The 23017-nt window shown below is 44.7% G+C and carries 13 protein-coding genes; 4 read left to right on the top strand and 9 right to left on the bottom strand.

All coding sequences use genetic code 11. The features are described 5' to 3' along the window. Positions 1 to 102 precede the first annotated feature (102 nt). Complete coding sequence (locus BDE36_RS09630) at positions 103 to 1311, top strand: exo-beta-N-acetylmuramidase NamZ family protein (RefSeq protein ID WP_141814696.1); 1209 nt, start codon at positions 103 to 105, stop codon at positions 1309 to 1311. A 307-nt stretch (positions 1312 to 1618) separates the two neighbouring features. Here BDE36_RS09630 and BDE36_RS09625 read toward each other — a convergent pair whose 3' ends face one another. Both BDE36_RS09625 and BDE36_RS09620 read right to left on the bottom strand, forming a co-directional pair. Then, positions 1619 to 4051: an ABC transporter permease gene (locus tag BDE36_RS09625; protein WP_141814695.1), complete on the bottom strand. Its 2433-nt coding sequence runs from the start codon at positions 4049 to 4051 to the stop codon at positions 1619 to 1621. Between the two features lie 402 nt (positions 4052 to 4453). After that, positions 4454 to 4819: a VOC family protein gene (locus tag BDE36_RS09620; protein ID WP_141814694.1), complete on the bottom strand. Its 366-nt coding sequence runs from the start codon at positions 4817 to 4819 to the stop codon at positions 4454 to 4456. Between the two features lie 279 nt (positions 4820 to 5098). Between BDE36_RS09620 and BDE36_RS09615 the strand changes: the two genes are divergently transcribed. Beyond that, on the top strand, positions 5099 to 6109 hold the full coding sequence (locus BDE36_RS09615) for a WD40/YVTN/BNR-like repeat-containing protein (RefSeq protein WP_141814693.1): 1011 nt from the start codon (positions 5099 to 5101) through the stop codon (positions 6107 to 6109). A gap of 20 nt (positions 6110 to 6129) precedes the next feature. Here BDE36_RS09615 and BDE36_RS09610 read toward each other — a convergent pair whose 3' ends face one another. Next, on the bottom strand, positions 6130 to 6552 hold the full coding sequence (locus BDE36_RS09610) for a DUF3788 family protein (protein ID WP_128769245.1): 423 nt from the start codon (positions 6550 to 6552) through the stop codon (positions 6130 to 6132). A gap of 220 nt (positions 6553 to 6772) precedes the next feature. On the opposite strand from BDE36_RS09610, the gene BDE36_RS09605 reads away from it, so the two are divergent. Continuing rightward, positions 6773 to 9118 carry a TonB-dependent receptor gene (locus BDE36_RS09605; RefSeq protein WP_235904416.1) on the top strand — a complete coding sequence of 782 codons (2346 nt, stop codon included), beginning with the start codon at positions 6773 to 6775 and terminating at the stop codon, positions 9116 to 9118. Positions 9119 to 9198: 80 nt separating this feature from the next. On the opposite strand, the gene BDE36_RS09600 is transcribed toward BDE36_RS09605, so the two are convergent. The 4 genes from BDE36_RS09600 to BDE36_RS09585 all read right to left on the bottom strand — a co-directional run bounded on the left by BDE36_RS09600 (position 9199) and on the right by BDE36_RS09585 (position 17619). Beyond that, positions 9199 to 11205 (bottom strand): FAD-dependent oxidoreductase, encoded by a 2007-nt coding sequence (locus BDE36_RS09600; protein WP_141814691.1) that lies wholly within the window; start codon positions 11203 to 11205, stop codon positions 9199 to 9201. 57 nt (positions 11206 to 11262) lie between these two features. Next, positions 11263 to 12939, bottom strand: a complete 1677-nt coding sequence (locus BDE36_RS09595) for a RagB/SusD family nutrient uptake outer membrane protein (protein WP_141814690.1) — start codon at positions 12937 to 12939, stop codon at positions 11263 to 11265. Between the two features lie 11 nt (positions 12940 to 12950). Continuing rightward, entirely contained in the window at positions 12951 to 16211 is a 3261-nt protein-coding gene (locus BDE36_RS09590) for a TonB-dependent receptor (protein ID WP_161993427.1), read from the bottom strand. A 187-nt stretch (positions 16212 to 16398) separates the two neighbouring features. Next, positions 16399 to 17619: a FecR family protein gene (locus BDE36_RS09585; RefSeq protein WP_141814688.1), complete on the bottom strand. Its 1221-nt coding sequence runs from the start codon at positions 17617 to 17619 to the stop codon at positions 16399 to 16401. A 24-nt stretch (positions 17620 to 17643) separates the two neighbouring features. On the opposite strand from BDE36_RS09585, the gene BDE36_RS09580 reads away from it, so the two are divergent. Then, complete coding sequence (locus BDE36_RS09580; RefSeq protein ID WP_141814687.1) at positions 17644 to 18216, top strand: RNA polymerase sigma factor; 573 nt, start codon at positions 17644 to 17646, stop codon at positions 18214 to 18216. Between the two features lie 49 nt (positions 18217 to 18265). Here the strand turns inward: BDE36_RS09580 and BDE36_RS09575 are convergent, their stop codons facing one another. Together BDE36_RS09575 and BDE36_RS09570 are read right to left on the bottom strand one after the other, a co-directional pair. After that, the gene (locus BDE36_RS09575; RefSeq protein ID WP_141814686.1) at positions 18266 to 19756 is read right to left on the bottom strand and encodes a SusD/RagB family nutrient-binding outer membrane lipoprotein; all 1491 of its coding nucleotides are present in this window, start codon (positions 19754 to 19756) and stop codon (positions 18266 to 18268) included. A 16-nt stretch (positions 19757 to 19772) separates the two neighbouring features. After that, entirely contained in the window at positions 19773 to 23006 is a 3234-nt protein-coding gene (locus BDE36_RS09570) for a SusC/RagA family TonB-linked outer membrane protein (RefSeq protein ID WP_141814685.1), read from the bottom strand. Positions 23007 to 23017: the final 11 nt, after the last annotated feature.

Genomic DNA, 23017 nt, shown 5'->3' with positions numbered 1-23017 from the left:
TATGACACGACTGCGTCTTTCCGCACACCTTTGCTCATTTCTGCAGTCTTTTGCAGTTTTTAGTTTATTCATTATATTTGGTAACATACATAATCCAGGTCTATGAAGTTCGTATCATTCTTATTGTTGTTTATCCTGGTTTCATTAAAAACACCAGCCAAACCAGCTTGTTCAGAAAGTAAAACTAAGACGGTTGTAACTGGCGCTGACCAGACAGAAAAGTATCTACCCTATTTGAATGGAAAGCGGGTAGGCATGTTGGTAAACCAAACTTCTATTATAGGGCATACACTGAGCGTCGACAGTCTTCGCTCTCTTGGAGTAGACATCCGGATGATTTTCGGACCGGAACATGGTTTTCGCGCCAATGCAAGTAACGGCGCTCATGTTGCTGATGAAGTTGACCCGAAAACCGGAATCCCAATCATATCTCTATACGGACAAAAACGCAAACCATCGGAAAAAAACATGGCGGGTATCGACGTTATGATCTTTGATATTGCTGATGTAGGTTGTCGGTTCTACACTAATATTAATACCCTTGCTGACATCATGGAAGCATGTGCTGAGGCTGGAAAAGAACTGATTATCCTCGATCGCCCCAATCCAAACGCTTATGTAGACGGTCCGGTGCTTGATATGAAGTTCCAATCGGGAATCGGAAAATTCCCCATACCCGTCACTCACGGCATGACCATCGGAGAGTTCGCCCAGATGATAAATGGCGAAGGCTGGCTTCCTGGAAAAACGAGGTGTAAGCTCCGTATTATTCCTGTAAAGAATTACAATCACGATATGATGTATACGCTGCCTGTGTCGCCCTCTCCAAACCTGAATACTCAGCAGTCTATATTGCTTTATCCTTCGCTATGTTTATTCGAGGGTACAATCATCAGTCAGGGCCGGGGTACTTATATGCCATTTACCGTACTGGGAAGTCCGGCATTAAAAGGCTTATATAATTTTTCCTTCACTCCTAAATCTATTCACGGATTATCAGAGGAGCCTTTGCATAAAAACCAGACCTGCTACGGCCTGGACTTGAGGAATTACAATGCAGAACAAATGCATAAAGAAGGACGTATCAACCTAAAGTGGATGATTGAACTGTATAAAGCTTATCCGGAAAAAGAAAAATTCTTTGATTATACCCAAAGCACTGCTATGGGAAGAATAGAGCGGCTGATTGGTAACGACGTTTTTAAGCAGCAAATCATCTCGGGACTGAGCGAAGAAGAGATCCGCAGGAGCTGGGAGCCGGGGCTTAGCGCTTATAAGCAAATGCGCAAAAAATATCTTATCTACCAATAGTCTATCGTTTTCTTTTTCACAACGATAAATTAGCAACTAAGCATATTAACTGGACTTCCGGATCGTCCTTAAATTGAGCCAGTGCATTTGCTTTTCGTTCAATCTCGAATTGGCTGTATCCTTCTTTTTCGCAAACCACGCTTCAAGTTTGAGGAGATCAGCAATCCAGGGTATTGTTCCTATCAGTCAAATGACACACCCCAAATAACAAGACCAGTAACCTTGTTCTTTGGTTAAACTATATTCGCCAATAAAAAAGCTGGCTGCTCTGCCTTTCCGAACGATAGGTTTAAATATGTTCTAACGCCTACTCCACTTTTAAGCTCTCTACCGGCCTTGCGGATGCAGCCCTGAATGCCTGGAAACTAATGGTGAGTAATGCAATGACAATTACCACCGTTCCCCCTGAAATCAACATCCACCAGTGTATGTGAATACGATAAGCGAATCCTTCAAGCCATTTGTTCATAGCATACCATGAAATCGGCAGTCCAATGGTGATTGAAACAAGTATCAATTTAATAAAATCGACAGATAACATTTTTATGATCCCGCTCACTGTAGCGCCCAAAACTTTACGTATACCGATCTCCCTTGTCCGTTGAAAAGCAGTAAGTGACGCTAATCCGAACAAGCCAAGGCAACTGATCACAACAGATATTAAAGTCGACAGGTTTATTAGTAAAGAAACGTTCTTTTCGTGCTTATACATTTCTTCGATGTTCTGATCATAAAATTTATACCCAAAATAATCAGCCGGATAGAATTCGTTCCATTTTTTTCGAATGAGCCCAATAGTCTGCTGCCAGCTTTCGGAAGCGTCGCTATTCAGTTTGATATTGAAAGTACCCAGTTCGGCTTTATTCATAAATAGAGCTGTTGGATCTATGCGATTATAAAACGTTTGGGAATGAAAATCTTTGATAACGCCCACTATTGTCAATTTACCATCCCCGTTCTCCATCATTTTCCCGAGAGCATCTTCCGGTGACTTAAATCCGAAGTGTTTCACAGCTGTTTCATTGATTACCAGTTCGCCTGCAATATCCGACTGACGAAGGTTCCTTCCGGCGATAAGTTTAATTCCATATAAACCGATATAACTGCTATCAACCTCCTTTCTGTAGAGCTGTCCGGTCGTTGTTTTACCCTTCGGGCCATTATAGGAAAACTGACTACTTGAATATCCGCCTTGCATTGGAGGATCTCCCAAAGATACCTTTACAACGCCGGGCACGTTCCGTATCTCATTTAACAAAGAGAACTGTTTACTTTTATATTCTTCTTTCTGCCGAATGTTCCACGGAATATCTACAAGAACCACGGCATTTCGATTAAAACCGAGCTCTTTTCTCATCACAAAATGCATCTGGCTGGCTACAATAAGAGTAGCAATGATAAAAATCTGGGCGACTAAAAACTGGAAAACAATCAGGCTTTTTCTGAGATTTAACCTGCCCGTTAGCGGAATGGAAACACGCTTCCTTATAATCGCAAGAGGATCGACTTTAGAGACCAATGCGGCAGGATAGGCTCCGGCAATCAGTGGAAGGAAAACTGCCATCACCAGAAAAAAGGCTGCTCCTATCTTATAATTTATGTATTGCGGTACTTCATCTGGGATAATGTCTTTTAAAGCAATAAATATCATTCTGGAAAACGCGAACGACAATAGAAGCGAAAATATCGCAATTAAAAATGTTTCTGTGAATATCTGTCCTATTAAATGATTGCGGGCTCCACCCAGTGTCTTCCGCACGCCAAACTCTTTTGTTCGCTGCGGTATTTGCGCTGTACTGAGGTTAACATAGTTGATAGCTGCAAGCAACAGCAGAAAAAAACCAATGATCATTAACCCATAAACCACGGTCTTACTCATCTTGTGCCCCGCCTCACCTATCTCAGGAGAAAAATGTATGTCTCTCAGAGACCTTAACTCATGCCATTGCTTTATATTCCCGGTAAAAAAGTCATTTGTTTTTCGATTGTACGCATCTGATCTTTCTTTTGAGTTCCGGTTAATATCTTTTAAAACCTTCTCAGGATCCGCCTGATCAGCGAGTTCAATGTAAACTTTATCGTCGCCGTTTGTACTGGTCCATTCAGCCTCCTCATATACTCGTTTCTTTATAGAAAAAAACTCTTTACCGATGAAAGCGGTGGGTAACTCAAGATCGCGGACCACCCCTGAAATGGCTTTTTTTATCGTATCATTATAAGAGATAGTTTTTCCTATTAACTTGTCGGCACTAATCCCCGGGAAGTATTTATTTGCCCTGCTCTCAGTTAATACTACTTCATCCTCTCCGGAGAAGACCGTTTCCGGGCTTCCCGCCAGCCATTTATATGGCACCATAGTGAAATACCCCTTGTCTGTTCTTACAAGGTTCTCAGGTTCGTTAAAGCCCTTACTGCCTGTAATTCCAACCTTATCCATCTGCTCTGCATAAACGCGGACCACTTTTGTAACCCCCGCAACCTGCGTATTGATAAGCTCAGGCAATGGTTTGGGAACACCACCGTTTAAGGATTCTCTTCCATCGTATACAAAACCTGAAATCACACGGTATATATGCTCTTTGCGGGGGATGCTGTTATCAAAACTGAATTCATAATCCACTACACAGAATATGACCCAGCATGCGCTAATGCCTATACTTAGACCCAAAATATTCAGGGCTGTGAACATCTTATTCCTGTAAAGATAACGAAGGCTGGTTTTAAGGAAATTTAATATCATAACAACTAATGCTGGTGATCAGATAGAGTACTATCACCAATGCAGTGCCAAACAAAAAAACATACTAACAATCAACTAGTTGCCATACTATTCACTTGGATTCCTGTCCGGAATCGGACAAGTGGTGTACGCAAAAATAAGTTAGCACGAAAGTCCACATTGACGGTCTGATGGCACCCTTCCGGCAGACTGACGGCACACTAATGGCACATTTGATCGAGAATTCATCGACTACGCATGCTGATTTCATCGAGAATTCATCGACACGGAGTCGAATAACCAGGCTCGGGCCGTAGTATAGCTGAAGAATAAACCTGAGAGCAGTCTGCCGTCAGTCTGCCAGCAGTCCGCCGGTAAACCGGCAAAAATCTCAGTTTACTACAGCAATATCATACCAGCGATCTACTTGGCAAATTCTCCGAAGTGCCATAGATTACCAGACGGATCGTGGACGAAACATTCCCTCCCCCAGGATTCGTCACGTATGGGACTTAGTTTTACATTCGGGTACTTTTCTTTAAGACCTAAAGCCTGCAGGTCATTCCAAAACTGACTAACATTTTCGACTTCGAGAAAGATCATTGTATTTTCAATCCAGTCTTTCACATATGCGTCCTGAAGATAGAAACCTAATTGTCCGGTTTTAAACAAGGATAGTACCGGAGACAGAATGACTTCCTGAAAGCCAAGATCGTAGTAAAAGTTACGACAAAGTTCAAAATCAATAGCACCAATGAATGGCCTTATTGAGAGCGCGTTATGTTTCATTTATTTTGTGTTTAATATCAACTCATAGTTAGTGTTTGGCAAATGCAGCTATGCACATTAAAATAGTGAATTCAGGTGGTAATTTAAAATCATTCCGATTTCAAACTTTCAACAGGAGTTCTTGCAGCGGTTTTAATATGTCAATACCATTACCTGGATCTGCTTCATATTACGTACCTATATCAGCAACATACTTATTTTTGATTATATCACAGAAAACACTATTTTACAATTGTTTCAAAAACACTCATTGTCCGCTTAAGTGAATAAAATTTATCTATGAGATACTTTTTTCTTTTTCTGATTTCTCTGTGTTTTTCAATCTTGGAAGCGCAAACTATCCGGCAAGTTGAAAGTGGTTATAAGAGCAGTATACGTGCCGTCAGTGTGGTGAATCCGTCGATAGTATGGCTGAGCGGCAGTAACGGCAATTTTGCGAGGAGCACTGATGGAGGAAAGAGCTGGAAATGGACTCAGCTGAAGCAATACAAGTCAAACGATTTCAGAGGAATAAAGGCCTTTTCTGCTAAACGTGCGGTGCTGATGAGCTCGGGAACACCGGGACTTATTCTCTATACCGAAGATGGTGGGCTTAGCTGGACGGAGGCATACCGTAATGATTCAAAAGACATTTTTCTGGATGGAATCAGCTTTTATAATGACCGTGAGGGCCTGGCTTATGGCGATCCTATCAACGGAAAGATGCAGCTGTTAAGGACGGGCAACGGTGGAAAAACCTGGGTAAATATTTCAGAAAACCTACAGGTCAAACTGGCCGAAGGAGAAGCCAGTTTTGCGGCAAGCAATACGGGAATTACAACACATCGCGACGGGAAAACCTGGATCATTACCGGAGGAAGCCAGTCCCGGGTATTCTATTCGGCCGATAAAGGGGGACATTGGGAGGTTTCTGTCTGCCCTGTCATTCAGGGCGGTGAATCTCGCGGTCCTTTTTCTGTTGCATTCTACGCTCATAAACACGGTATTGTGGTTGGCGGCGACTATAAGATTGATACCCTAAGAAACAAAAACCTCGTATTAACGCAAGATGGTGGCAGAACGTGGAAGGAACCTCTTATCCGACCCTGGGGCTTCCGCTCGTGCGTTGTTTACATGAATGCCCGGCTATTGATAGCAACCGGCACATCGGGTACCGATCTATCTCAAGATGGAGGTTTTACGTGGACAAATATTTCAAAAGATGGTTATCACGTAGTCGCTGCGCTTAAGGACGGAAAAACAGCAATTCTCGCGGGAGGCGACGGACGAATTGCCTTGCTGGACCTTTAAGTTTGTATATTTGTTCAATGCTATTTCAGATTTTTCTTGCATTCAACCAGTTTTAGCAAATCGCTTATTTGTTCTTTTCGACTAACATTAACGGTTAATGGTATTAATCTTCCAATAGGCTTTGCTTGCATGAAAGCTTCCTTTATATCCATATCAACAGATAAGCTTGGAATCACATCGCGGTTCTTCTCCGTGAAATAGAAGGATACTTTGAAGAAACCCGGCCATACCGACAGCCAGAAGACAGTCTTTTTTTTATATAATACTTTACAGAGCCAGGCCTTACCGTCTTTATAATAGTTCCATTCGGGTACTAATGCAAACGTATTGCTGGTTATTGTTTTTTCAAGTTCGGCAAATACGGCATAACTAGCCCCAAGGGCTTGCTTTATAACGCTTTCCGAAGGATATACATCCTGTTCTCTGAGGAGTTGGCTTTCCATTGGTTAAAAATTGACTAGTGCGCTGCGAGCATATACAAAGTTATGACACATGTTCATTTATGTCATAACATTGTCTTATTTATAATAATTCTAAACAATATCATTAAGAAAAAGCCAGTTATTGTATGTTTGTTTAAAATTAATCTAAATAACATTATAAGAATTACAAAACGCAATGATAAGGCCCACACTTACTAAATCTTACTTAACAGTCCTGTTGATGTTAATTACTATATCCCTTTCTTATTCACAGTCAACAACCGGAACTATCGCTGGAAAGGTTCGTACCTCAGACGGAGCACCTGCTGAGCTGGTGACAGTGCTAATTAAGGGTGTTGCCTCCACCACTACCAATAAGAACGGTGAGTTTACTTTGAAGAATATCCCATCGGGAAAACATACTTTAACAGCCCGACTGATTGGAGTAAAACCAGTTTCCCGCGAAACAGTGATACGCGCCGGAGAAACTATCGATGTTGAACTCGTTCTGGCTGCCAGTGACGAGCAACTTCAGGAGGTGGTGGTAAGCGGAAGCCGTACGAATAAATTTGCCGTTAAGGAAAGTCAATACGTTTCGAAAATGCCGTTGAAGAATCTTGAAAATCCGCAGGTATACTCGGTGGTATCCTCTGAGCTGATTAAAGAACAGGTGATCACCACATTCGACGATGCCCTTAAAAATGCGCCTGGTGTCGACAAACTATGGTCATCTACCGGTCGGGCGGGCGATGGAGCGGGCTATTTCTCTCTTCGCGGCTTTGCGGTACAACCTACACTGATCAACGGGCTTCCCGGATTGACAAATGGAGCTCTGGATGTTGCCAATATCGAACGTATTGAAGTAATCAAAGGGCCATCAGGCACCTTGTTCGGAAGCAGCGTGATATCGTATGGCGGCTTAATCAATACGGTTACAAAAAAGCCATTCGATACCTTCTCGGCAGAAGTGAACTATACTGCCGGCAGCTTCGGATTAAACCGTGCAGCTATTGATCTTAATTCCCCTCTCGATGCTGAAAAGAAATTGCTTTTCAGGGTAAATGCTGCATGGCACGATGAAAACAGTTTTCAAGATGCAGGACTGAAGAGAAACCGCTATATCGCTCCTTCACTGACTTACCGGATGAATGACCGGTTGAGCTTTGAAGTAAACGCTGAGTTTTTGAGCACAAAAAACACGAACGCTGCCATGCTTTTCTTCAATCGGGCAGCGCCGTTATTATGGACAAACCTGGATCAGGTGGGTTATAATCCAGAGAACTCATTCACAAGCAATGATCTGACTATCAAAAATCCTATTACTACCTTCCAGGGCCAGATAAATTATAAAATTTCTGATCACTGGACCTCTCAAACCCTGGTGTCTGCCGGATCAGCTAAATCGGACGGGTACTATTCTTACCTGTATGAAAGGGGTCGGGAATCTACCTCCACTGATCAGATATTCGATCGTTATATTAACCGTCAGGATGCAGAGACCCACACTACAGATATTCAGCAGAACTTTATTGGCGATTTCAATATTGGCCAACTCCGCAACAGGCTTGTAGTGGGACTGGATTATTTTAACCGCCGGAGTAAAGATAACAGCAGCGCCTGGGTGGCTGATGGCGCCATTACAACAGATGGCAACGACACAGGAAACCTTACTCCGGAAGGAGTAGATGCCCTGATTGCTGCAGCGGATGCCGCTGTTCCCAGCGATGGCAGACAGCAGGTTTTCAGTGCTTACGCTTCTGATGTGATTAATTTCACACCGCAGCTTTCTGCCATGCTGAGTCTGCGGATCGACAGGTTTAAAAATGGAGGCGAGACCGTTTCGGAGGATAATAAATACGAGCAGACAGCATGGTCTCCAAAGTTCGGCCTGGTTTATCAGCCGGTATTAGATAAGCTTTCTTTATTCGCCAACTACTTAAATGGCTTTGCTAATGTCGCGCCGGTAACTTCAGGTGGTGTAGTTACTGTTTTCGACCCGGAACAGGCAAATCAATGGGAAGTAGGTATTAAAACCAACCTGATGGACGGAAAGATTACGGGAACCCTGAGCTACTACGACATTCGGGTAACCGACAAAGTTCGTCAGATCGCTATGAACGAATATGTTCAGGACGGGGAGAATTACAGTAGAGGCATCAGTTTCGACTTCATCACAAACCCTATTGAGGGGCTGAACATCCTTGCAGGATATAACTATAATAACAGCAAGATCACACAAACAGGGGTTAACGACTATGCCGGGCGTCGCCCAGAAGAAGCTGGTCCGAAGCATACCGCGAATGCATGGGTAAGCTATAAATTTCTGAAAGGAGCAATCAAAGGATTTGGACTGGGCTTCGGAGGCAACTATGCCGGGGAAAACCCAATACTCAACCGTGCTACTACCGGAACTTTTACCCTCCCATCTTATACGGTATTAAACGCGTCGGCTTCGTACGGATTCCGGAAATGGAACCTCATCTTCAAGCTCGACAACCTCACCGACAAAGAATACTATAAGGGATGGTCGACCATCGAACCGATGCGGCCACGTTCTTTTGCCGTTAATCTGGGTTATAAGTTCTAAAATACAACATTGATATCTACAATTTAAAAGGCCAGCGGTAAACGACTGGCCTTTTTTATGTGCGATAGAAATTTCTCTGCTTAGTCTGTTTTTGGAACGAGCAACACCGCATCAGCTACCGTCATAGCGCTCCCGGCAATAATCTTTACAGACACTTTATTGTTGTTATCCAACTTAAAATCACCCAGTTTAGTCCACTCACCTGATGTCTGCCCCTGAACCTCCAGCTCGGCTGTGTGAATACTTAAGTTGCGCCGGCTCTTCCCGTCGAATAAAACTACCGGTATCTCAGCGGCAATGTCCGGAAGTTTCGGAACATAGGCATAGACCGAGTAGGTTCCTTTCGATACTACAGTGGTCTTAAACTCGACAAAAGTTTCTTCCCCCTGCTTCTGTTCTGAAACAAGAAAGTCGGGGCCGTAACCACCATATGTGTGCTTGTTCCATGTTCCCGACATGCTTACAAGCCCCGCATTCTGGTTATCTATCAATATTTCAGGGACACTGCCATCACAAAGAGGATTTTCTTTCAGCAGCCTGTTTACCTGCTCCACTTCTACCTTTTGCACACTGGTCCCTTTATCAATTGCTTCGCAGCCCGCTACCGCCGCTACCTGGGCAAGCACCATAAACACCGGTTCCATGCGTATCGAGCCATAAGCTATATGCGAAGCAGAAAGGCATACAGGCACAAACAGATTGGCAGCCTCACGCTCTTTCGGAACAATCGATCTGTAAGATACCGGATAGGGGCCGAATCCCCCTATTTCAACATTACCCTCATTCTTCGCAAAACCGTTTACTACCAGGCGGTCACAATTGTGTGAGTCCATTGTATAGGCAGCCATTCCAACCCCGTCGGGCACTACTTCCTTCCCTTCGCAGTGGTGCTGCGTCATCACCAGCTCTCCAACCATGCGGCGGGCCTCTCTCACGTACAGCTGCGGCGACCAATGGCCATTGTCGGTGTATTCATCTTTGGGATATCCCCATTGTTTCATTTCATTCCTCAAATGCTCCGGTACCGCCGGGTCGTTCCCTATGAAATACAAGAGTCCTTTGCTATAATCGACATGAGCTTTTATGATTTTCTTTCGTTCTGCATAGCCAGCCTCGGGATATTTCCAGTTTTCACCGATCATGTCGGTTGAAAAACCTCCCCTGTTGTTAATGTCAGTCTTTCCGTTAGGCATTCTGCTGATGATAAATCCGTCGTTCAGGTTTTTCCAGGGCTTGCGGGCCATAAGCCTTAGCAGGAGCTGATATTTAGCAGGATCATAATTGGCAGGCTTCGTTATTGGAATACGATTCTCAGGCTTGTCTGTAAGACAAATGCGGAAATTATATGCCTGCACTTTGTGGTCGCCCGTTCCTTCTGGCTGAAGGGCGCCCGGGCGTATACCCCAGAGCAAGCCGCTTTCGGGTCTACCGGGAGTAACATAAGGATCCACACCATCGGGTATTTGATGACCATCCATCAGTTGCACGCCGTTATAAGTCTCATTATATTGACTATTAGGTTCGCGCCCTACCGTGTACGACACACCAGCCGCTGCCATTAAATCGCCCTCGTAACTGCAGTCGATAAATATTTTAGCTTTGATGCCGAGGCCCGGAAGCGCCGCCCCTGCTTCCGTATTCTCCACATTCAATACCTTTATGACGTTAACGTCTTTGCTTACACCCTTCAGTCGGTGGTTGAAAAGAACTTTAAAGCCTCCTCTTCTCACGTAATCCTGAAATAGCGCTTCGGCTACTTTTGGTTCAAATATCCATTGCTCAAACTTGCCATAGTGCTGGCCGATCCGCCTGTAAAAATCGCGTGCAAGTCCCGTGACTACATACTTATTTCCGATATCGGTATATCCTAGTCCCCCGGAGCTCATGCCTCCGAGGTGATGTCCTGGCTCTATAAGCACTACTTTCTTACCATATTTCGCCGCACTATAGGCCGCTATAACGCCAGCTGATGTACCGCCGTATACGCAAACATCATATTCCACCGTTGCAGCAGCTGCGGGGGGACTGCAAAAGAACACTGCTCCGACCAGTAACAATATGAAGCTTTTAGTTGTAATGAATTTCATCTTTATAGAATTGCAAATCAAAGAAACAGACAGGTTTTACTGTCTGTTTCACATAGTTTAATAGTTGGGATTTTGAACAAGGTTTGAGTTTGTAACGATCTCGATGTTCGGAATGGGCCAGAGATAATCCCTGTCGGGATTAAACTTACGTACTTCAATTACACGAAGCTGGTCTTTGTTTGGAACATTACTATAATTGGGAGTGCCGTTGTTGTCAATGGCCGGAGCGGAAGCCAGCAGACCTCGCTGTATCCTGCCGTAAAAAGACCCATTCATCACCTGTTCCGCTATTTTCCACCGTCTGATGTCTGACAAACGGAATCCTTCCATTGCCAGCTCGTATAAACGCTCTTTACGGACAAGCGAACGCATTTCTGATTGAGTCTTTCCGGCAGTAATTGCAGGCATGTTCACTCCCGGGCGCTGCCTCACCTGGTTAATAGCATCGTATACAGTGGCATCAATCTTATTGGCCTCAATCATCGCTTCAGCATAGACTAACAATACTTCGGCATAGCGAATCTGAGTAACGTTCAGTTCAGAGTTTGCACGATCGTCCTTATCCTGGAGGTCGACGTACTTCTTCCAGCAATAGCCTGTGAACGTAGCAAAAGCATTCAATGCATCCTGATTGTCTATCCTTGTCGCCGGTGTGTTGTTGTAATTCCAGCACTTCACACTGTCGCGGTGCGTTTCAAACTGAAAATTGAAGAAGGTGGAGCCCGGAACAGCAATGGTATAGCCTAAGCGAGGGTCGCGGTTCTGAAAAGGATGTGCGGGGTCATAGAGAGGCGATTTGTCGATGTCAAGTCCGTCGGTACATGCGTATGAATCGACAAGAGACTGGGAAGGTACTTTGTTTGAGAAGCCAAGTGCGTTTCTCGACAGAAGGTTGTTTGGAGTGGAGTGCGTTTTGGTTTTCGAGGCTTTAAGAAACTGCAGTGCAAAGATGATCTCTCTGGAGTTTTCACCGGCATATGAAAACAGGGCTTTAAAGTCATTGTGCAAGTTGTAGACGTTGAGGTTCATCACAGTTTTTGCGGCTTCAGCGGCGATGTCCCATTTTCCTCCATACAGTGCTGCGCGGGCTTTTACAGCAAAGGCGGCCCCGCGTGTAGCTCTTCCTACATCGCTTCCAGAGTAGCTCAACGGCAAATCTGGCGCTGCTGCGTCGAGTTCAGATAAAATAAAATCAAGCACTTCCTCCTTCGAACTTTTGGGGACCTGTGAACCGGCAAGGTCGAGCAAGTGAGTAACCAGAGGCACACCTCCGAAATAGTCGATGAGGTACTGGTAAGTGAAAGCCCTCATAAACCGTGCTTCTGCAATGGAACGTGCGAAAATGGCTGCATTGGTCTTATCTTTCACCCTACCGGCGTTGTCCAGTATATTATTACATCTCGCAATGGTGATATAGGCATTTGTCCATACAGAAATAGCAAAGCCATTATTGCTGTCGTGGTTACCTTTTCCCAGACTTTGAAGAGAGCTGTTGTTGCGGTCCCATCCAATATCGGTGCCATTGTCGATACATATATTAACAGGCATATTATCAAGAGGCGCATAATTGTTAGCAGCGTAAATACCGTTCACTGCAAGAATAAGCTCGTCCTGGTTCGTAAAATAGTTTTCATCTGAAGGACCGCCGAGTGGCTGACGGTCCAGATAGCTGTCGCAGGCTGACAAAATCAGTACAAGCGCTACGCAAAGCCGGAAATATAAAATCTTGTTCATCGTTGATCTGTTTAAAAGTTTGCTTCCAATCCAAAACTGTACACCTTAACTTGCGGATAGTAGTTACCCTGACCGACAGGTGCCTCTACATCATATCCATTCCAGAAATTATCGATAGAAAACAGATTGCTTCCATTTGCAAATAACCTCAGTCGCTTCACTTTAATTTTACCTGACATTGTGGAGGGCAGGGTATAGCCAACCTGAAAGTTCTTAAGTCTGATGTAGGAGGCGTCCTTTAACCAGAAGCTCGATGCCTGCTCATTATTTGTAGCGCCGAAAGCAAGCCTGGGAAAGCTGGCGTCCCGGTTATCGGGCGTCCAGTGGTCCTTATTATCCTCACGGATCGTTCCGCCGATAGCTCCTCCCACGTTAAAAGGCATTATACCGGGTCCATACAGGTAACCGTCTGCCTTCCCTACTCCCTGGATCTGGAGGTTGATATCAAAACCTTTCCATGAAGCATTGATATTGGAGCCGAAGGTATAACGGGGAATTGTACTCCCGATAACTACCTTATCCGCCTCGTTGATGATATTGTCGCCGTTTTGATCTATGTAACGAATATCTCCGGCCTTTACCGTTCCGAACTGGGTAGCATGTGAGGCTACCTCTTCGTCACTCTGGAAAAAACCGTCGGCCTGGTATCCGAAAATCGAGTATGCAGGGTGTCCTTCGCGATGTACCGTGAGACCGGTCTGATTTTTACCTCTTAGATCTACCACTTCATTCTTTACATCCGACACATTAAAGCCAATGCGATATTTCAAATCTCTTACCTGGCCGGAGTACCCCAGACCAAGTTCCCAGCCCTTATTTTCTACAATCCCTGCATTTTGAGGGGGAGCTCCCAGACCTACGATTAATGGGATATCTAACTTCAAAAGGATGCCTGTAGTCCGCCGGTGATACAAATCAGCAGTTACATCCAGTTTGGAGAATAGATTTAGGTCAAGTCCTATATTTTTTTCTTCCGTAGATTCCCAGGCAATGGTTTTATTTGCCAGTGTAGTAAGAGTAGCGGTATTGACGATAGTTCCCGCTGCTCCGCCTAACGTATACGATCCAAGAGTATATGAAGATATGTAGGGGTAATAGTCAGTGCCAGCGATTTGCTGGTTTCCTAACTTTCCCCAGGAAGCCCTGATTTTTGCATTTGCAATAACCGTTCTGATCTCCCTCATAAACTCTTCCTCTGAAATACGCCAGCCTGCTGATACTGAAGGGAAAAAACCATAGCGGTTGCCTTTCATAAAGCGGGAGGATCCGTCGTACCGGCCGTTAAGTTCCAGCAGGTACTTTTCTTTATAGTTGTAGTTAAACCGTCCAAAGAACGACTGGAGAGCCCATTCATCGCCTTTACCGCTTGCCGTCTGGGTCGCAGCAGAACCCGCATCGAGTACCGGATAATCCGGAAGGACATAGGTATCGCGGTATGCCGTCATATAATCAGTTGAATAATCTTCCCGTGACATCCCCGCAAGCAGCTTGAAAGAATGCGACCCGAAATTCTGACTGGCAGTAAGCGTTGCCCTCATATTATTGTAAACAGACTGGCTGCTGCCCTGGGTTAGTGTCGATTTGGAAGGAGCCAGATAACTCGGTGTTCCGTTCGGCAGATACGACTGAACGGCTTTGCGGAAGTTTTTAGTGAGCGACTCCGCATACTTAGGGGCATAAGCAACCTCAGCATTTAGCCATTTAAATGGTTTGTAATTTATCACTGCGTTAATGCTTCCGAATGGCCCCTTTGTGCGGTTGGTTCCACCGTCCCGGGTACCGGAGACAGGATTAAATCCATTCCAGCCAACGCCCCATGTTCCGTTTTCGTTAATGGCAATCTGATTCGCCGGAATGCCGTTAATCCATTGAAAGATCTCTCCGGAGCCGGCTCCCGGTTCGGTAGTAATGGCATTGACGTATTGGAGGTCTATCCTCGCAGTAAACTTCTCTGAAAAAAGAATATCGGCATTACTGCGGACCGTATACCTTCTAAAACTGGAATTCTCAATAATGCCTGCCTGGTCGAGATAGCCAAAAGAAGCCAGCATGCGTATTTTTGACGTCCCCCCGTTGACGGTAAGAAAATGGCTTTGCTGAAGCCCCGACCCTGTGAGCGTTTCTTTTTGCCAGTCGGTATTGGGATACCTGTCTGACGAGACCCCGTTCCGCCTCCTGTACGATTCGATCAGCGTATCGGCATAAATGGGAGTACTGCCCGCGTTGACATAAGCTTCATTTAGCAGTAACATATGGTCGAGGGCATTTACAATATCGGGCGTGTTGGTTTCTTTCTGCCATCCCACATAATTATTATAACCCAGAGAGATCTTGTCACCTGTTCCTCTCTTTGTGGTAACCAGAATAACACCATTTGCAGCCCTTGATCCGTAAATAGACGATGACGCAGCGTCCTTTAAAATAGATACTGATTCAATAATATTGGGGTCTATATTGTTGATCGACCCTTCGACACCATCGATCAGAACAAGAGGGTCGGCAGTGGATATGGTGCCAACCCCCCGGATCCGGATACTGGCGTTATCACCTCCCGGTCTACCTGAGCCCTGGATCACGGTGACGCCTGAAGCGACGCCCTGCAAAGCAGCGGAGGTTTGTCCCGCTGGCCGCAGTGCCAGATCAGCCCCCGAAACCGAACTCACGGCACCTGTAAGGTTTACCTTTTTCTGCGTTCCGTATCCTACCACTACAACTTCATTAAGTCCCTTTATATCGGGCCGCATACTCACGTTAATAGTGCTCCTGCCTTGCGTGGCGATCTCCTGCTCTGCAAAGCCGATGAAGCGGAATATCAGGACGGCATTGGCGCCGGCAGTGATCTTATAATTTCCCTCGGCGTTAGTTGCCGTTGTTTCGCTACTGTTCTTTACATGAACCGTCACGCCGGGCAAGGGTTGATTGTTCTCGTCAGTTACTTTGCCCGCTACCTGCGCTTGCTGATCGTATTGCACGGTTTGTTGCTTTTCAATAAGCGTGACGGCTCTACCCCGCACGACGTATGTGAAAGGTTGATTAAAAAGCGATTTCTTCAATACTTCTTCGATGTCTGCATTTCTGCAACTGAATGTTACGGGTTTTGCATGTTTAGCCAGTTTGGCACTGTAGATAAAATCATACCCGCTTTGCTGTTGTATATCCATGAGAAAGTCTTCGAAGTTCTTCTCCTTCACCTGGATGGTGATCTTTTGCGCAAAGGAAGAAGCTCGCACCTGTATAATGGCCAAAAAAAGTAGGATGAAGCTTAATTTCATAATGAGCAGGATTTTAGTAAGGATGTAATGGGTCCTCCCGCACCTGAATGCAGTATTTTTTTTATACATTTGAATGTAGGTTTAATTTACAATTGTCGTTAGCTGCGATAATAAATTGCTTACAATTTCAGTACGAATGGCCTGGTATGCAGCGAACATGCCGGGCTATTTCATATTAGGTCGGTGTTTATGGCATAACAATAATCCTCCTTCCTTCTGCTTTAAAGTGAACCAATCCAGTCAGCTCCATGCTGGCAAGAAGTTGCGCCAGGTCCCTGTTTTTTGAATACACGCCGCCAAAGGTTCTTTCCTCCACGTTTCCCTGGAACTCTATTTCCACGTCATACCACCTTGCAACCTGTTCCATAATCTCTCTTACAGTGTTATCGCGGAAGACGAACAAACCATTCTTCCAGGCGATTGCATCGCTAACACGAACCTTTCTGACGCTGATTGCATCATTTGATGATAAGGAGATGCCCTGCTCGCCGGGCGACAGTATTTTGCCGTCCCGGCCATTATTTAACTTAACTGCGCCTTCAAGAAGGGTAGCATAAACAGCGTCATCAGCCGGATAGGCGCGAACATTAAAATGGGTACCTAATACCTCTATATCAGCAGTTTCTGTTTCTACCATGAAGGGTTTCTTTGCATCATTTGCTACTTCAAAATAAGCTTCCCCTTTCAGTCTCACTCTTCTATCACGACCTGTAAAGGCCACAGGAAAAATAAGTGTGGATTCTGAATTGAGCCATACCTGTGTACCGTCGGGGAGTGTAACGTTGTATTGTCCGGCTCTTGGTATTGATATTGTATTGAATAATGAGGTTTTCTGCTTATTATCTGGTCCGCCGGTTTCATATATAATCCGGCCATCTGTCAGCTTCCTGACATGTGTTTTTCCTTCCGAGGCAATAAGGCCATTTGCCGACTCGTCAATATGGATGACAGAGCCGTCGGATAAGGTTAACACTGCGGCATTACTGCCCGGCTTTATCACTGGCATTTTAGAAACAGATACTTTTTTTTGAGATTGAACCGCGGGTAAAATTGCATCCTTATTGAAAATACCTGCAAGCAAAATCAAAGCGACGCTAGCCGCTGCAGCATAAAGCATGCGCAGAGTGAGAACGCGTTTTCGCTTTCTGGTAATAGTTCCACGAATCTGCTGAAAAACTCGCCTGCGACGTTCTTTCTCCTCTCGCAAATCTGCACCGTCGAAGGATTCGTACAACGTAAATCCGTCTGGCTTATCGCTAAACAGTTGCTCTTCCTCTTCCGGAGTGCATTTTCCGGCCAGGTATTTTTCATACAGTAACAGGTATTGGTCAGTTTCCATTACTTCCTTTTCTACTAAAGAGGTATTTTTTCTGCCCACACACACACCGCTTGCATTTATTTTTTTCATTAACTAACTTTACGGAAGCCAGATATGAACCACGATCTATCAGATAAAGACCTATGGGAAAAAGTAGTTGCTGATAATACGAGAGCATTTGCCGTGCTATATAACCGGCATTGGAAGAAACTCTACAATACGGCGATGTACTATCTGAAAGATTCAGACACGGCAGAGCAAATACTTCACGATGCTTTTGTAACGCTTTGGCAACGACGAAAACATCTGAAAATCGAGAACTTTAACAGTTATATCTACGTTACTACCAAATACCAGGTGTACAAGCATCTGCGCGCACCGAAACGAATACAAACAGAGTCTCTGGAGGATTACAATGAACTGGCAACGGTCCTAAATATAGCAGAAGACAGGATAAGTCATGACGATGTTGTATATAATTTAAAAAAATGTCTTTCGGAACTTCCGGAAGCGTGCCGTAGGATATTCCTCATGAGCCGACTGGAACAACTCACAAACGACGAAATCGCACAAAAACTGGGAATAACCAAAAGAACCGTTGAAAACCAGATTACACATGCGCTGAAGCACCTTCGCTTATCGCGAAGCGAGATACTGATTGCTTGTGTGCTGCTTGATTTGCTTTAAAATAAACAAACACCGTCTTCGCAGACGGTGTTTGTTTATTTACAGAATGCTACTTAACACCAGTCCTTGTATCCCACCACATTTGCTGCCCCCAGGCATAATCAACGACGTTTGCCAATACCACATCAAGATTCTTCTTATTGTAGAGATATTGATTATTGGGATAAGGGATTCGAAACGGCTGATCGTTATGTGCATCACCATAAACAGAATTCAACGAAGGATAATTTGTCGAAGGAATGCCTGTCCTCCGGTATAAGGCCCATGCCTCGAAGTTATTTTTAAATAACGCAACCCACATATCCCACCATATACGTTCTTTAGTGTTATTCCATTTCCCCTTTCCTGCCAAATATGTATTGGCATCGGCTGTTGTTAATCCATTGTCTTCCATAGATAACCTAACCGCCTTCTCATAAGCATTCTGAGCGCTAATACCTACCGAATAACCCAGCATCGCCGCTTCAGCTATAATATAATAACTCTCACAGGACTTAAAGAAAGGAGTGAATCCTCCTGCGTCTTTCATATACCGATCGCCGATAAAGGAAATTTCGCTGAGTTCTGGAGGTATCGTTGCCGCTCCATTCTGATAACCGCGATACTCTCCATCACTGGCTGCGTTGGCAACAGTTCGGATACGGGGGTCTTGCGTTTGTTTTAGGTGATCAATAAAAATGTCGGACATACCAAAGTTGTCAATCCGTCTGTCTACATAGCCAGTTTTGTACCAAGGCTCATAATAAGGAGCGGCACCAGGCCATTTCAGGTAACAATTATCAACATTCGACTCTATTACCGGATACTTATCGGGATTACCGCAAATCTCCTCAATCGTAGATTTTGCAAGTACCGGGGACACTCCTGAAATGCGAATAGCCATGCGTAGGCGAAGCGAATTGCAAAAGCGTTGCCACCTTTCCATTTCTCTCCCACCCTCTTTGTAGATTAAGTCACCTTCACCTAACTCGTCAGTGCCAAAACCTGCAGCCATTTCGTCTGCAACAGCTTTTAGGTCGGCCATCACTGAAGGATAGATATCCTCTTGTTTATCATATTTCGACCTGAGGATACTACCCTCCTCCTCCGATCCTTTCAGAGCCTCCGTATAGGGTACATCCCGCCAGCCGTCAGTTAAATACTGCCACATATAGCATTGCCAAATGCGGGCAACCATACGGATATTCTTATAAGAATCTGCAGCCGCTTCTGTTTTCTCGAGGAGGTCCTTTAACTGAGTATTATTATAATAGCAAGCATACCAACGGTTGCCGTATCCATTATTGTCGGGTTTCAAACCGCCCATATAGTCCAGATACTGAATTTTAACGATATACCCGGCAAAAGTACCGAAACCATCTACATCGCCACCAAACTGCTCGCCTGTATTTCGAATCACATTGGCCAATTGATTGGTGGGAGGGGTACTGGTTAGTGCATCCGGGTCTGTGTTAACTTCTTCAAATGACTTAGAGCAACTGCTTAATATGGTTAATGCCACTATGACGGGTATCCCGATTTTGCAAAATATAATCTTCATAAAGTAATTCCTCCAATTAAAATGTAACACCTAACTTCAGCCCAAAACTGCGCGATGTTGGAACCGAAGCCTGCTCAAATCCGACTCCTCTACTGTCGCTCGATACTCCTCCTGTTTCAGGGTCGAGACGCATAGTATTCGAGTCGTCAACCCAAAGTAACGCGAGGTTCGATCCTATTAGAGAGACAGTTGCCCGCTTTATGCCTTTTATCCTTTGAAGGTATTTCTGAGGGACATTATATGTAATAGATGCCTCTCTTAGTTTAATAAATGATCCGTCGAATACATACATTTGTGAAATACCACCGCTTTCATACCAGGATTGCGCATTGGTTGCAATCGTGTTAGGAACCCAAGAACCGCCGGCGGCCTGCATGGCAAAACGTTCGTCAGTCATTACATCGACACCCGCGACTATAGCCCGTTCGCGAATTCCACCTTCTGCTGTAATAGAGGCCGTCCCGGCAGCATAGCCGTGGCTCATGGTCTGAGACCAGATGTCGCCGCCCTTACGCATATCCAGAAAGAGACCGAAAGAGAAATCTTTTATCGTAACATCGTTCCGCCAGCTTAACAGGAAATCGGGGGTTACATTTCCAATATTTTGGGATGCCTTATCCACAATCAGACCGTTTGATCTAACTTTGATAGCACCTTTCATCGGACCGTCTTCTACCCTGTCATAACCGGTCCCAACAAGAGCCCCCCACTTCTCCCCTGCTTTGGCCATGGTGGCAATACCCCATGTCCAGCCTATTTGATACGTGTCAACATCCAGTTGAGGGTAAAGTTCGATAACTTTGCTTTGGTCTTTGGCAAAGTTAAACGTACTTCTCCATACCAGATCGTCTTTTTTCCGGAGGATATCGCCGTACAGTTGAATTTCAATTCCTTTATTTTCAATCTTACCAGCATTGAGGACCATCGAGTTAAAGCCTACCACGTTTGATGTTGCTACGTTTAGAATCTGGTCTGTAGCAGTTTTATGATAATAGGTAATATCAGTATGCAGACGATCATGAAAAAAACCTAATTCGGTACCGACTTCCCAGGTTTTAATACTTTCCGGACGTAAGTTCTTATTGGGATATACCATACTTTTGTATATCTGGGCGACACCATCAAAAGACTTTGTTTGTGGATAGTAATACAGCCTGTCGTTATAAGCAGTTGTGCCTGCCCCTATCTCAGCCCATGATGCACGCAGCTTCCAAAAGGATAATATGCCCCCTTTCAATCCCCCGAACGACGTGGTCGGCAGCCAGCTCAAGCTTACCGAAGGATAAAAGAAATCGTCGCGGATGGTTGAACTCCAGTCATTACGTGCGCTTGCATCGATATACAGCTGATCTTTCCACCCTAAAGAAGCTGCTGCATATACTGAGTTAGAGCGAACATGAGTATGATCCATCTCTGTAATGGCATCTCCAGACTTATTTGAAATAGTATAGCTGCCTAAAACCGCCAGCGCATCAGCCCCCTGTAAAGATCTGGCCCATTGAGCGTCGCGATAGTTGGCCCCAGCGTTAGCTGATAAATTAAAAACACCAAACTGTTTGTTAAAGGATGCTATGAAGTCGAGATTGAATTCTGTATTATCGATATTTATATCTCTGAAGCCTCCAAAAGGAAAATCGCTACTATAATAGTTCTTCTCCAGCATCTTGGAACCATAATAGTCAAGCCCCATTCGGCCTTCAATTTTTAGAAATTGGTAGGGCTGATAATACAACGACGTCTTGCCAAAAAAACGGTCCCTTTGATAGCCGTTGGTATTTTCATGCACATTAAAAAAAGGATTGATATGGTAATTAGTATTCCAATTATAGTACGTATAATTTCCCTTTTCGTCGCGCTGATCCCAGTTTTCTTCCAGACTTTTCATATTCATCTGACGGCCAGACCAGATAAATCCATTCATTGGATTATTTCCCCCATATCCCTGATTTAACAGGTTATCACTCTCCGTCCGGGTATAACTTGCAGTGACATCATATGATACCTTCTCGCTGATATTCATATTATTATTGAGCTGTATACCATACCTGCGTTGATCAGTATTAGGTACAGTTCCTTCCTGGTCACGATAAGATACAGAGACGCGTGTATTTGACTTATCTGTGCGGGACAACAATGACAGATTGTGGTTCATTGAATAGCCAATCCGGAAAAAATCCTTCACATTATCGGGGTGAGAGATCCAGTCAGTTTGCTGACGTACACCATTTACTACCGGGCTGTCAAACTGAGCAAGTTTCAGTCCGGCATCTAATCGCGGCCCCCAGGACTCGTCAAATCCGTCATATACACCTCCGCCACTTCCTGTTCCGTCAACATAAGTAAACGACTTTTGAGAAGCATAATCCTGGTAACTTAGCCCTTTCGCGTTTAGGCCATAATGGTACTCATCGCCGATAGAACCTTGTCCATACAGATTTTGTAGCTTCGGGAACGTGGACGCCTGATCGACTGTGTAGTTGCCATCGTAAGATATTGTAACGCCCTTGTCGCCGCCTTTCCCCGACTTGGTTGTAATCAATATAACCCCGTTGCCCGCCCGCATACCATAGAGTGCAGCCGCTCCTCCTTTCAAGACCGTTACTGACTCAATATCATTTGGATTGATGTCGTTTAAACCAGAGCCATAATCCACTCCGTTATAAGTATTATCACCCGTACGTTGAATATCGTTTGAAATAGGAATTCCGTCTACAACGATCAGCGGCTGCTGATCGGGACGTAGTGAAGAATTGCCCCTTACTGTAATTCTAGATGAAGCCCCAACTGTACCACCAAACTGATTGATTTGTACACCTGCAACTTTCCCGGCAAGCGATCCGGTTACACTCAGTTGACCAGCTTTAGTAAGTTCTTCGGATTTCACTTCCTGACTGGCATACCCGAGGGACTTCTTTTCACGTGAAATACCCAATGCTGTAACGACAACTTCATTCAGAACTTGCTGATCATCCTTCAATAGGATATCCAGCCGGGTTTGACTCGTCAAACGAATCTGCTGTCGCTCATATCCTATAGCGAATATTTTTAATATACCAGGACCGTCGTAAGTTATGGAAAACTCTCCATTAGGCCCGGTAGATGTTCCTTTGCCATTGGCAAGACTAATTGAGACCCCTGGGATCGGCTGTTTTTCTTTGTCTACTACCGTTCCGCGCAATAAGATTTGCGCATAAAGAGGTGCAGATAAGAAAAACCCAGCTAACAAAAGCGTAAAGGCTTTTTTTCTCATAGTAAATTGTT

Origin of the sequence: Arcticibacter tournemirensis (assembly GCF_006716645.1) — a bacterium.
GTDB classification, from domain to species: Bacteria; Bacteroidota; Bacteroidia; order Sphingobacteriales; family Sphingobacteriaceae; genus Arcticibacter; species Arcticibacter tournemirensis.
Note: the sequence above shows the minus strand (reverse complement) of the source record. Positions and strands in the feature narration are given on the sequence as shown.

Coding starts and splice junctions, on each gene's coding strand:
- BDE36_RS09625 (WP_141814695.1), bottom strand. CDS start 4,051: ATGATATTAAATTTCCTTAAAACCAGCCTTCGTTATCTTTACAGGAAT.
- BDE36_RS09580 (WP_141814687.1), top strand. CDS start 17,644: ATGAACCACGATCTATCAGATAAAGACCTATGGGAAAAAGTAGTTGCT.
- BDE36_RS09590 (WP_161993427.1), bottom strand. CDS start 16,211: ATGAAATTAAGCTTCATCCTACTTTTTTTGGCCATTATACAGGTGCGA.
- BDE36_RS09610 (WP_128769245.1), bottom strand. CDS start 6,552: ATGGAAAGCCAACTCCTCAGAGAACAGGATGTATATCCTTCGGAAAGC.
- BDE36_RS09595 (WP_141814690.1), bottom strand. CDS start 12,939: ATGAACAAGATTTTATATTTCCGGCTTTGCGTAGCGCTTGTACTGATT.
- BDE36_RS09605 (WP_235904416.1), top strand. CDS start 6,773: ATGTTAATTACTATATCCCTTTCTTATTCACAGTCAACAACCGGAACT.
- BDE36_RS09570 (WP_141814685.1), bottom strand. CDS start 23,006: ATGAGAAAAAAAGCCTTTACGCTTTTGTTAGCTGGGTTTTTCTTATCT.
- BDE36_RS09600 (WP_141814691.1), bottom strand. CDS start 11,205: ATGAAATTCATTACAACTAAAAGCTTCATATTGTTACTGGTCGGAGCA.
- BDE36_RS09620 (WP_141814694.1), bottom strand. CDS start 4,819: ATGAAACATAACGCGCTCTCAATAAGGCCATTCATTGGTGCTATTGAT.
- BDE36_RS09575 (WP_141814686.1), bottom strand. CDS start 19,756: ATGAAGATTATATTTTGCAAAATCGGGATACCCGTCATAGTGGCATTA.
- BDE36_RS09615 (WP_141814693.1), top strand. CDS start 5,099: ATGAGATACTTTTTTCTTTTTCTGATTTCTCTGTGTTTTTCAATCTTG.
- BDE36_RS09630 (WP_141814696.1), top strand. CDS start 103: ATGAAGTTCGTATCATTCTTATTGTTGTTTATCCTGGTTTCATTAAAA.
- BDE36_RS09585 (WP_141814688.1), bottom strand. CDS start 17,619: ATGAAAAAAATAAATGCAAGCGGTGTGTGTGTGGGCAGAAAAAATACC.